Consider the following 11,447-nt stretch of genomic DNA (forward strand, 5'->3'; position numbering starts at 1 on the left):
CCGCGCCGTCATTCTGCGCAGGCTTGAGCGGGGTGCGGGATGCTGGAACCGATGAGAACGAAGATGGGAGGTCCTAGATGCTGTCGACGGAACGAGACTTCAGACGAGGCGGCGAACGGTTCCCTATCCCTTCACAAGGCGAAGTCGAAGGCAGGCTTCTGATGTTCGAAGTGGTTGCCGTCACCTGCTTGCAGGAGCTTCTCGCCAAGCGGGACTCGCATCTTGTCTCTAGACTTCGCCAGAAGCTCCTTCGAAACCTGAAGGTAAAATGCGCCCCTTTGAAGCTATGTGCGGATGACGAAAGATCCGCGAAGGAATTCGCGCTTCAGTTGTTGAAGGCGGCCTTGCAAGAGGCGGAAAACGAGAGGCAGGCGGGTTAGCGAAGATCTGCGGGAGGTCCCATGAGCAGAATTGCAGTTACCTTCAATGCCGGATCCTCAAGCTTGAAGATCGGCGTCTTCGAGATTGGCGCCGGTGGCGCTGCCCGGCCGCTGGCCAGAGGTGCGGCGACTGTTGATAAAAATAGCCGCCTCGCCTGCGAGATCGCCGGTGAGCCTCATGACGCCGACTTGCCAGATATCCAGGAAGTCGGTCCGGCTTTGATTGCCGAGGTCCTCTCCCGGCTCCTGCCGCAAGGTTCAGCGCCGACGGTGGTCGGGCATCGCATTGTTCATGGGGGTTTGGCCTTCACCGGCCCTGTGTTCTTGGACTTGGATATTCAGGCACGGATCGAGGAACTTGTGCCACTGGCGCCTCTGCACCTGCCCCCGGCTCTGAAGGTGATCCGCGCTGTTCGGGCGACATATGCTGATGTGCCGCAGACCGCGTCGTTCGATACAGCGTTTCACACATCTCTATATCGTCTTGCCGCACGTTTCGCGATTCCGCGCGAAATGCATGAAGCGGGAATCCGCAGGTATGGGTTTCATGGACTTTCCTACAAGTCCGTTTCTGAAAAGCTCAAAAAAATCGCTCCCGATGTCGGCAGCAGCAGGGTCGTATGCGCGCATCTGGGAAGCGGTGCGAGCCTTTGCGGGATGGTGGACGGCGTCAGCATCGATACCAGCATGGGCTTTTCCACGCTCGACGGGGTACCCATGGCCACCCGCCCGGGATCGATCGATGCGGGCGCCCTGATCCATCTTCTCCGCAACGAATTCCATGACGCCGACCGGCTCGAAGATTTCCTCTACCACAGATGCGGCCTGCTCGGCGTCTCCGGCGTGAGTGGAGACGTGCGGGTGCTCGTCGACGATTTCCACCCGGCGGCGCGGGAAGCGTTGGACCTCTTCTGTTTCAAGATCGCCGGCGAGATAGGCAGGCTGACGGTGTCGCTGGGCGGCGTCGACGCCATCGTCTTTACCGCCGGTATCGGAGAGCATCAGCCGGAAGTCCGGAAGGGCGTGGCACGTCATCTCGCGTGGATGGGCCTCGACCTCAGCGAGCCTGCCAACAAGGCGAACGCGACGGTCATCAGTGCTCGGGACAGCGCGATAACTGCCTTCGTCATTCCGACCGACGAGGAGCAGGTGATAGCCGACGAAGCGCTTGCCGTTATTGGCAGACACGGTCTCTGACGATTCGGGGAAACGAACTTTCGCAAGCGGCATGGCGGAATGAACCGAACTTTCGCCGCTCCGTATCGACTGTGGCAAGATTGTTCAACCGGCTTCCAGCGAGCGGTAGATTTCTTCTTCCTGCGCAAAATGAAGGCGCGTGATAGCCTCCAGGCCGTGCAGCAGTCGCTGGACCTCATAGAGCTGCGCATCTGTCGGCACCTCGGCGGCAAACGCCTTGCACACATCGCTGAGGTTATGGATCTGCCGTTGGATCTCCATGTGAGTCCGGCTCATGCCGGCCAGAACGTCGGGTGCTGCCCTGTGCTGGCGCAGTCGCGCATAAACCTTCTCATCCTGTTTCTCGTGTGGAAGCAGGCGCTCACGGAGTTCGCGATCCAGCTTTTCGAGTTCGTTTTTTGTCTGCTCGCTGGGGAGGCGATGTATGCGATCCGCGGTGATGCGGATGTCGTCGATGACATCAGCCAGAGCCGCATGTTCCGCCTCCAATTGCAGCAGGTCTGCGTTGCTCAGTCGAGCGGATGCGGTACCAAACGACAAAGGCGGGCCAAGGGCGCGTAGCGCATTCATGATGGTGACGACGTCGATCGCTTCCTGAAAAAGCGCTCCTTCCACCGGTGTCAGATGACCAAGTGCGGCCGCGACCATACCTGCCATCGAGAGGGCCATGCCGGCACTGACGCTCTGCAGCGCAATCCTGCGCGACCGTCGCGCGACGTGGATGGCGTCGACCAGCCGGTCCAGCCGGTCGACCAGGATCACGACATCCGCTGCTTCGGATGAGGCAGCGGCCCCCCGCGCACCCATGGCAATGCCGACGTCGGCGGCCGCAAGCGCCGGCGCATCGTTGACGCCGTCACCAATCATCAGGACTGGGCGGCTTCTTGCTTGCTCCTTTTGCACGGCGATCGTCTTATCTTCGGGCTTCATTTCGCTGATGACCTCATCGACCCCGACAAAGGCGGCGACATCTTCAGCGACGTCGGCGCGGTCGCCGGTCGCAAGGACAATGCGCGCGATGCCGGCGTCCCGCAGATGCCGCAGCACATAACCGGCTTCCGGACGAATTTGGTCAGCCAGCAGAATGGCTCCGGCCAGTGCGCCGTCGATTGCGACGATGACCGCGACCGTTCCGTCGCGCCGTATCCAGTTTTTGATTTCTTCACGAAAGTCCGAATTTTGAAGCTTCGCACTCGCGAAGTTCCATCCGCCGGCCAGAACGTCATGCCCGCCGACGCGGCCCGTCAACCCGGAGCCGGGAGCCTCGCGCACATCCGAGGGCGTGTCGAGCACGAGCCCTCGCCCGCGGGCCGCGGTCACGAGAGCCTGCGCCACCACATGGGGAGAGCTCTGATCCAGCGACGCCGCCAGTCTGAGGACCTCGAGTGCGTCGAGATCGCCGCGCGCCTTTATCTCAATCAGCCGCGCACGGCCGTCGGTCAACGTTCCGGTCTTATCGAGGAGAGCGGTCCTTGCGGCTGCAAGCGCTTCAAGAGCGCCGCCATCCTTGACCAGGATACCTTTCTTCGCACAGCGGGAGATGCCGGACACGATGGCGACCGGCACGGCCAGTATCAGCGGACAAGGTGTCGCCACGACAATGACGGCCAGGGCCCGCGTCGCATCTCCGGTGAATGCCCAGGCGGATATCGCGATCGCCAAGGTCAGAGCCAGGAATAGCATGCCGAACCGGGCGGCCAGCCGCACCATCGGCGCTTTGTTCTCCTGTGCCGCCTTGACCAGCCGGATGACTCCCGCGTAGGTGCTGCCCGCCGCGGCACGCGTCGCCTGCAGGTCGAAAGCATCGCCGGCATTCGTTGAGCCGCTCATCACCGCCTGCCCGGATTTTCGCCGCACCGGCAGCGCCTCGCCCGTCAGGGCGGATTCATCGAGCACAGCGGCACTCCCGGCAACGATGCCATCGACGGGAACAACTTCACCGCGGCGGACAAGAATGCGATCGCCGGGCACGATGGCCGACAAGGCGACGTCCTGGATGCGGCCGCATTCATAACGGGCTGCGGTGTTCGGCACCCTGCCGAGCAGCGCCGTCATCTCCCGGCCCGCCCGGTTTTGGGCAAAGTTCTCCAGGAACTGCCCGCTGGTAAACATGAGCGCAACAATAATTCCGGCAAAATACTCGCCGAAAATAATGGCTCCGCCCATCGCCAGCGCCGCGATGAGATCGAGGCCGAATTCTTTCTTGTGAAGGCTGATCCCTACATCGATCAGGAGGGCAGCAAGGACAGCCGCCGTTCCCGTCGTCCACAATTGCGTGGCAACATGCGGTTGCCCCGCCAATCTGGCGAGCCCACCGGCGACCAGCGCCAATGTGACCAGGGGCAGCATCCATGTTTTTGCGCCACGCCAACCCCGTATCAGCATGCGGTGTTTCTCCTACCCGAGACCGACGTGCAGAACGCGCCGGCAAGCCATCTTCGGCGTGCGCTAAAAAGGCCACGCCGGCGCCATGCAGGCGTCGCAGACCCGTTGAGCCTTGAGAATGCTCCTCCTGCGGAGGAGAATGTTTGAGCCAAATCAAGAAGAGGCCGGAAAGTGAGCCCGGGGAGCACATTCGGCGTGCGGCATCAGTCAGCAGCACCTGTATTTCCGCGGAGAGCTCATTCCAAAACCTGCACCGATTGCAAGGCCATATTTGACGCCGATCAAAGCGGTCCGCCTGCAGCGCGCTACCTTGGTTCCGTCGGCTCGGGTAACGGCCGGCCCGTTCAAAGATTTCGGTACACCGCGCTCATAGACGTGATGCGGTGTCCACTTCGTCATGGAGTCGAAAATGCTCGTTCAAACCATCATGACTGCGCCGGCGATCACCGTAGCGGCGTCCTCTTCCATTGCGGAAGCCGCCAAACTGATGCTCGACAACAGGATCAGCGGCCTGCCGGTCGTCGACGCCAACGGAACGCTCGTCGGCATCGTCAGCGAAGGCGATTTCCTGCGCCGCAGCGAATTGAACACCGAGCGTAAACGCCCATGGCTCCTCGAGTGGCTGGCCAGCCCCGGAAAGATTGCCGACGAATATGTTCGTACCCATGGGCGACGGGTCGAGGAAGTGATGACCTCGCCGGTCAGCGCAATTGCGCCGACAGCCGCCATTTCCGATGCGGTCAGATTGATGGAGCGCCAGGATATCAAGCGCCTTCCCGTCGTGGCCGATGGCAGGCTCATCGGCATACTCGCCCGCTCCGACGTGCTGCGGGCACTCTCGCAGGCCCTGCCGCCCACCTCGGCTTCCACCAGCGATGCAGAGGTCCAGGCGGCGATCGAGGCCGAACTGGCAAAGCAGAGCTGGAGCCGCAATGGCTTCATCCACTGCCATGTCGCCAACGGCGTTGCCGAACTGACTGGCACGATTTTCGATGAACGCGAGCGTCTTGCCGCAAAAATCGCGGCCGAGAATGTGCCGGGCGTCACGTCGGTCAGGGATCTCCTCGTCTGGGTCGATCCCTACTACGGCATAGCGCTTCCGCCACCGGACGCAGAGGCCAGACAGGCTTGAAACTTCAGGGAGACAAACCATGGGACATCCCTCGCCCGTCATTCGCAATGGTGCCGGCCGTTCCGGTTCGGTGAGGTCGCCGTGGCGGCAGAGCCGAGGCGCTGCCGAATATCTTCGAAGCGCAAACACGAGGACGGGACGCTGAAATGCCGAAAAGTCTGTTCGGTTTCGTGTTCCTGATGGGCCGCCATCACCAGATCGCGATCGCGGCTCTTTCTGTTGTTCTCTTTCTCGCCGCCACCGCGCCGCTGGAAGTCCAGAGGCGCATCATCAACGCCGCCACAGATGCGACCCCCTACCAGACCATCCTGATCCTCGTCCTTGCTTATCTCGGCCTTGTCCTTCTGGAAGGTCTGACCAAATTGCTGTTGAACATCTACCGTGGCTGGGTTGGCGAGGTCGCGGTCCGCTGGCTGCGCAAGTCGGCGCTTGCCGCTTCGGAACCCTCGAGCGGGGCTCCCATCGATGCCGTTGCCGAAGGCGTGCAGCTCTCGATCATCATTGCCGAGGCCGAACCGGTCGGCGGTTTCGTCGGCACCAGCATCTCGGAGCCGCTGCTGCAGGCCGGCATCCTTATAGCGGTCGGCGGCTACATGATCTTCCTGCAGCCCCTGATGGCGCTTGCCGTCGCCGTCGTCTTTCTTCCGCAGGTCGGTTTCGTGCCACTGATGCAAACGGCGATCAACCGCCGGGTCGAAACCAAGATCACCGTCATGCGTCATGTCAGCCAAAGCATGGTTCGGCATGTGGCAACGAATGATGCGCTCGATGCCCAGGGCGCCCGGGTGGAGAGGCTCTTTTCCCTGAACATGAGCATCTACAAGATCAAGTTCACGATGAATTTCATGATGAACCTGATGACGCAGCTGGGTTACGCCGGCATCTTCGCGCTCGGCAGCTATTATGTCGTCACCGGCAAGACGGAGATCGGAACCGTCGTCGCCTTCATTTCCGGGCTCTCCAAGATCAGAGATCCGTGGGGAGAACTTATCGATTGGTACCGCGATGTGAGGGTTACGCAGGTCAAATATGCCATGATCCGCGATGCGTGTGCTGTTCCAGAAGCGCGAAGCGGGGCGTCCATTGATGACGCGACGACTGCCACTGGCGCCATGAAGGCTTGAAGACTTGCGGCGGCTACCGCGGGCCGAGGCGGCATCGAGGATATAATCCCGGAGCTTGTTGCTCCGAAGCCGATTTGAACATCGCCCGCACGCTCTCAATGTGACAACAGGACAGGCAGGGTGATGCTCGTCAGTATTGATAGGGTGGCGCCGCCGAGCACGAATTCGCGCAGGCGAGAATGGCCGAAGCCGCCCATCACCAAAAGATCGGCCCGCACTTCGAAGGCTTTGCTTTGTAGCACCTCGCCGACCGGTTCACCACGCGCGCGCACTCGTGTCGTCTCTGCCGGCACCCCGCTCTTCAGCAGGTTCTCGACGAGATCGTCGGCCGTTTCATCTGCCATCGGCTTTTCGTCGATGACGGAAAGTACGAAGACCTTGGAAGCCTTCTCCAGGAAAATGGAGGCGTCATGGGCTGCCCGAGCGGCTGCGCGGCTGCCATCCCAAGCGATGGCAACATGATCTATCCGGCCGCCGAAAGGCGCCGAGGGATAAAGGATGAGCGGCCGCCCGGACCCGAACAGAACCGCTTCGACGACCGGACGCGAGATCCCGGTCGATTCCAAAAGCACGAGATCGTAGGCGCGCGCCGCTTGCGCGAGCGCTTCGACGACGAAAGGCTCTTCAATCTTGATCTGCCGCGTGCGCGCATCGACAGAAGCCGCCTTTGCCTCGTCGACTGCCAGCCGGGTCAGTGCCGAGGCGCGCTTGCGGCTCAGCGCCTGCGCATCACGCGCCATCTTCGCCGCATCGATGATCAGCGACGACAGCGCGTTGGAGACATTGGGAATAGTGATCTCCACGGCACAGACGGTCAGTGTTGCCTGCATGTGGTGCGCGAGTGCAACGGCATTGGAGATGATGAATTCCGAAGTCGCATCCGGATAGGTGAGGAGCGGAAGAAAGATATGCCGTTTCATGATTTACTCCGAATGAGGATCGGGACCTGATGCTGGCATTTTGAAGCCTGCCGGGAGGCGCGCATTGACATGCCTCAAAAGGAGCTTTGCGATCTCGAACGGTCAGAGAGGGGCTTGCATAGACAATCACATCTACGCCGGGGCGCTCTGGTGTTTCGCGATCGCAGTCAATCACCGATTTGTCCAGCTTGTTGATCGTGGAGAAAACGCCATTCCGCTGATCGGGATCACTTCAAGTGGGCATCGGGTGGCCAGCCTCATGTTCGGTCCTTCCGGCTTTCCGGACGGTGCTGACGTTCGGCGCGATCCGGTAGCGAGATTTAGGAGATCATCACTGCCATCCGGGCCAACGGTTTCTGCGCTGTGCAACGAACTGGCGTGCGCGGAAGGGACTTAAGGCTGGGGCCGAGATTGCGGCGTCGGCGGGATCGAAGCAGCTTTGCGTCCAGAGGGCGCATGCTCACTCGGCGGCCGGGCTTATCTCAGGCCTCAGATGGCGCCGGCGCCAGGTGGCGGGCGCCTCGCCGGTGCGTTTACGGAAGAAGCGGGAAAAATAGGCCGGATCCTCGAAGCCGATCTCTCGCCCGATGTCTTCCACCGAACGGACGGTGAACATCAAAAGGCGCTTGGCTTCCAGCAACCGCCGCTCCAGCGTCAATTCCTTGACGGACAACCCGAACACTTCGCGGGCCGCCTTGTCGAGGAGATGCGGCGTCGGCGCACCACGCCCGATCTGCACCAGCTCGCCATAGGCTTCGCGCCGCAACCGCGGCTGATGAAACGTCCGCCGCTGCTTGCGCGATAGCCAAAGGCCGGCATCCAACATCCAGCTGCGCAATGTCTCGCGCGACACACACAATCCATCGCGTTCGGCAAGCCTCTCGGCGGCCACCGTCGGACCGAAATCCGCATAGTGCTGATCCGATTGTTCGATGGTCGGCCGATCGCCTTGTGGCGGATCGATGCCGCACCGGTCGTTCTGATGCGATCCAACAGCCGCCGCACCTGGCGCTCGCTGAGAGCAAGCACATGCGACGCCAACACCATCGTCATACGCCCGTCGGCAACCTTCGACAAAACCTCGATCCGCTGCAGGTCACGCTCGCTCATCGCAATCAATCCCATCAGCAATCTCCGCCGTCATCAAAAAGCGGGGAGAGTGTGACATTCTAACTTTGCAGAAACAGGACATTCTAACTTTGCGGCTAATGGGAATTATGGAACTATTTCGGCAGTTCAGCCATGCCGACCTGCCACTATGGATAGGCGGGTTTGATTGATAGCAGCCCGTCTGCAGACACCACCGGTACGATATTTGTATAGTCATTTATTGTTGGGTTGCTGGTACACTCGAAATCATGCCCGGCGGCGGTGACAACCACTACATGCGCTCCCGCCGTGCGTCCGGCTTTGATTCCTGCCTCAACATCCTCAAAAACAAGGCAAGTTGCAGCCGAGACCCCAAGCCGTTTTGCCCCCAGTATAAAGCACTGAGGATCCGGTTTTCCGAGCGCGACATCTTCGCCAGTGACGATAACGCGTGGGATGGGCAGCCCTGCGGCCTCAAGGCGCCTCTGAGCGAGCTTCTTTGACGCAGACGTAACAATCGCCCAGCGGTCGACGGGTAGAGCAGCCAAGAAGCCTGCCGCTCCGGCGATTGCGAAGACGCCTTGAACATCCTCGATCTCTGCTTGAGTGATCTTTGAAGCTTCAATTTCCGGATCCACGCCTGGAAGATTCAGTCGATGAATGGTGTCGATCGCTCTTTGTCCATGCATTGTCGGCAAGAACGTTACTGGATCCAGGCCTTGCCGTTGCGCCCAAGCACCCCAAACCCGCTCGGCGGCTGCTATGGAAGTGAGAATTGTCCCGTCCATATCGAACAGGAAGGCCGAGAATTGCTTATTTGGATCGAGTTTCAACAGAGGAAGTATCCTTGTCTGAGGGCGCCGAGCTGTGAGGTGAGCCGCCATGGAGAGGCGGCCAACCCCGGCTAGGCTGCCTTTTCGGTATCATCTAACGGAGGTTCATTCAGTGCAAAGGACCCTACCAACTGGACGAGGTCGTCGACCTGTTCCGCAAGCCGGCGAGTGGCCGCGCCCGCCTCCTCGGCCATTGCGGCGTTGAGCTGGGTCACGCTTTCCAGGGTGCTGACGGCGTCGTTTATCTCGTTGAGGCTCTTTGCCTGGCTTTGGCTCGAGAGTGCCAACTGACCGACATCCCGGGAAACCTCGCCGATCTTCAGCGCGATATCGTCCAAGGCATGGCCGGCTTGCTGGACAAAGTCCACGCCCGCGTCGACCTCGGTCGTCGAATGATGGATAAGAGTTCCGATTTCTTTCGCAGCCACAGCGGCGCGTTGGGCAAGTTCTCTGACTTCATGCGCGACGACAGCAAATCCCTTTCCTGCTTCTCCAGCTCGGGCGGCCTCAACTCCAGCGTTTAACGCAAGAAGATTTGTTTGGAATGCTATTCCGTCGATCACGGTGACGATACTCGTTATGCGGTCGGATGCCTCCTTGATCCGGGACATCGCACCGATGGCATTTCCCACGATAACCAGCGAGCCATCGGCCTCGAGCTTGACGCGCTGTGTGATGTCGGCGGCACTCGCTGCACGCTTTGAGGCCTCCGCGACAGTTATGGTGATCTCTTCGATCGCCGCCGCGGTCTGTTCGATCGAACCGGCTTGCTGTTCATTTCTACGAGAGAGTTCTTCTGAGACATCCGCCAGGAGCCGGCCATTGGTGTGAATTTCGGCTGACGTCGCACGGACGTCCAGCATGGTCGAGCTGAGGTCGCTGACGGTGCTGTTGAAGTCCCGTCTGAGAGTATCCAGATCCCCGGCAAATGGGACCTCGAGGGTTTTCCGCAGATCTCTGCCCGCCAGATTCCTGAGACCGTCCGCAAGTGACGTTACTGCCAATTCAATGTTTTTCTGGGTGGAGGCTCGTTCGCGTTCGTTTGTGTCCCGCTCAGACTCGGCCAGTCGATGGAGTTCTTCCGTATGCGCCTGTATGGCAATCTTCTGAACGGCGTTTTCCTTGAACACTGCAAGTGCACGCGCCATCTCGCCGATTTCGTCTTTTCGCCGGTCTCCGTCGATCGCAATGTCCAACGAACCGCCGGCCAAACGCCGCATGATGTCTGTGATTGAGCCGATCGGCCGCTTGAGCGTGATCACCAATGCAGCGCCTGATGCTATCGCGACGAGAAATCCAATCGCCATCGATGTCAAGGAGACCGAATTCGTCAACGACCGCTCGGTCGATGCCATGTGCCGCTGAGCGTCCGCAAATGCGTCCATCAGCCCCCAGATCTCGTTGATTTTATCAGTCGCGTGGCGGTACTGCTCCTCGCCACTTGCCCGATTGGCTTCCAGTCCGGCGGCGCTGTCGCGCAACTCATCGGCGATTTCCTCCACCTTTCCCGGGATCTCGCCGAAGTAGGGATCGATTGCCACCAACTCGGTCAGCAAGCTTACCTCGCCCGTATAGACAAAAAGGGTTCGCTCCACCGCCTTGACGTTATCCTCAGTCGGTTCACCCAGGATGCTGGCGAAGGCGATTTTTACGTCGCTGCTGTTGCTTACAATCGAGCGGAGCTTTTTCGTCACCTTGTCGGCGTCAAGTGAGCCACTGCTCGAACCATTCAGATCCGCAGCGGCCTGATCGACGGCTGCCACACTTTGCGTCTGCAATCTTTCCGATAAACCAGCCAAGTCATTTGCGATGGCCAGCTCCTCAGGCTGCCCCCCTGCTCCCTGGTTCCCAATTTGGTTGAGGAACGCCAAAATCCGCTCGGCTGTCAAGGATCCGTCTCGCACACCTAATGAATTGAGAAGACGGTCGGATTTCGAGAGTTTGTGTGCGAGGTCTTCCAACGATGCTCGCACGGCTTTTCCTTCCGGACGCAAAGACCAGCCATCCGCCGACCGCAGTCGAGCCTCGAGATTTTCGCAGCTGTTAAGAATCGATTGAAGCGCCAGCGTCTCGGAAAGCCTTGATTTTCTTTTATTATCAAGCTGAGCAGCTTGGGCGACGATTTTGAAGGCGTGCTTGCCAAGTTCCATTTGGAGGGAATTCAGCGCGTTGAGTTGCGCGGCAATGTTGTTCGTCAGCCGCGAACGGTCCTGTCGAAGTGTCCATATCTCGTTGATGTGCTGCAGGATCGTGCGCGTAGCTTGCTGCGCTTTCCGTAATTCGCCAGCAGCCTGGGCGTCCGGAATCTTTTCGACCATATGGTCGAGTTCGTCGTAAGCGATGTTCTCAGGCCACGGGCCGCAGATAGGTTTGGAGCGATTACTGGC

General features: G+C 60.1%; 8 protein-coding genes and 2 pseudogenes. 4 read left to right on the forward strand and 6 right to left on the reverse strand.

The annotated features are described in order from the left end of the window. Positions 1–77 precede the first annotated feature (77 nt). Both AF337_RS10765 and AF337_RS10770 read left to right on the forward strand, forming a co-directional pair. Positions 78–380, forward strand: a complete 303-nt coding sequence (locus AF337_RS10765; protein ID WP_049732198.1) for a hypothetical protein — start codon at positions 78–80, stop codon at positions 378–380. Positions 381–401: 21 nt separating this feature from the next. Further along, on the forward strand, positions 402–1,577 hold the full coding sequence (locus AF337_RS10770; RefSeq protein ID WP_049732199.1) for an acetate/propionate family kinase: 1,176 nt from the start codon (positions 402–404) through the stop codon (positions 1,575–1,577). Between the two features lie 84 nt (positions 1,578–1,661). Here the strand turns inward: AF337_RS10770 and AF337_RS10775 are convergent, their stop codons facing one another. Next, positions 1,662–3,962, reverse strand: a complete 2,301-nt coding sequence (locus AF337_RS10775; protein WP_193393596.1) for a heavy metal translocating P-type ATPase — start codon at positions 3,960–3,962, stop codon at positions 1,662–1,664. Positions 3,963–4,371: 409 nt separating this feature from the next. Here AF337_RS10775 and AF337_RS10780 point away from each other — a divergent pair, with 409 nt between their 5' ends. Beyond that, the gene (locus tag AF337_RS10780; protein ID WP_049732200.1) at positions 4,372–5,094 is read left to right on the forward strand and encodes a CBS domain-containing protein; all 723 of its coding nucleotides are present in this window, start codon (positions 4,372–4,374) and stop codon (positions 5,092–5,094) included. A 146-nt stretch (positions 5,095–5,240) separates the two neighbouring features. Continuing rightward, positions 5,241–6,218: an ABC transporter ATP-binding protein gene (locus AF337_RS10785; protein WP_049732201.1), complete on the forward strand. Its 978-nt coding sequence runs from the start codon at positions 5,241–5,243 to the stop codon at positions 6,216–6,218. Positions 6,219–6,313: 95 nt separating this feature from the next. Here AF337_RS10785 and AF337_RS10790 read toward each other — a convergent pair whose 3' ends face one another. From AF337_RS10790 to AF337_RS10810, 5 genes and pseudogenes are all read right to left on the reverse strand, one after another. Continuing rightward, complete coding sequence (locus tag AF337_RS10790; RefSeq protein WP_049732202.1) at positions 6,314–7,138, reverse strand: universal stress protein; 825 nt, start codon at positions 7,136–7,138, stop codon at positions 6,314–6,316. Between the two features lie 460 nt (positions 7,139–7,598). Beyond that, positions 7,599–7,859, reverse strand: a pseudogene (locus AF337_RS43975) (helix-turn-helix transcriptional regulator); the annotation flags it as partial. Between the two features lie 9 nt (positions 7,860–7,868). Then, positions 7,869–8,263 (reverse strand): annotated as a pseudogene (locus tag AF337_RS40090) (helix-turn-helix domain-containing protein); the annotation flags it as partial. 131 nt (positions 8,264–8,394) lie between these two features. After that, on the reverse strand, positions 8,395–9,060 hold the full coding sequence (locus tag AF337_RS10805) for an HAD-IA family hydrolase (RefSeq protein ID WP_280138840.1): 666 nt from the start codon (positions 9,058–9,060) through the stop codon (positions 8,395–8,397). 71 nt (positions 9,061–9,131) lie between these two features. Beyond that, a partial coding sequence (locus AF337_RS10810) for a methyl-accepting chemotaxis protein (RefSeq protein ID WP_210168049.1) occupies positions 9,132–11,447 on the reverse strand: 2,316 nt, incomplete at its 5' end.

The sequence above is a fragment of the Rhizobium ecuadorense genome, assembly GCF_001187535.1.
Classification (GTDB): Bacteria; Pseudomonadota; Alphaproteobacteria; order Rhizobiales; family Rhizobiaceae; genus Rhizobium; species Rhizobium ecuadorense.

Bases quoted from the DNA above. Each gene is read 5' to 3' on its own strand.
- AF337_RS10765 (WP_049732198.1), top strand. From the start codon at position 78: ATGCTGTCGACGGAACGAGACTTCAGACGAGGCGGCGAACGGTTCCCT.
- AF337_RS10770 (WP_049732199.1), top strand. From the start codon at position 402: ATGAGCAGAATTGCAGTTACCTTCAATGCCGGATCCTCAAGCTTGAAG.
- AF337_RS10775 (WP_193393596.1), bottom strand. From the start codon at position 3,962: ATGCTGATACGGGGTTGGCGTGGCGCAAAAACATGGATGCTGCCCCTG.
- AF337_RS10780 (WP_049732200.1), top strand. From the start codon at position 4,372: ATGCTCGTTCAAACCATCATGACTGCGCCGGCGATCACCGTAGCGGCG.
- AF337_RS10785 (WP_049732201.1), top strand. From the start codon at position 5,241: ATGCCGAAAAGTCTGTTCGGTTTCGTGTTCCTGATGGGCCGCCATCAC.
- AF337_RS10790 (WP_049732202.1), bottom strand. From the start codon at position 7,138: ATGAAACGGCATATCTTTCTTCCGCTCCTCACCTATCCGGATGCGACT.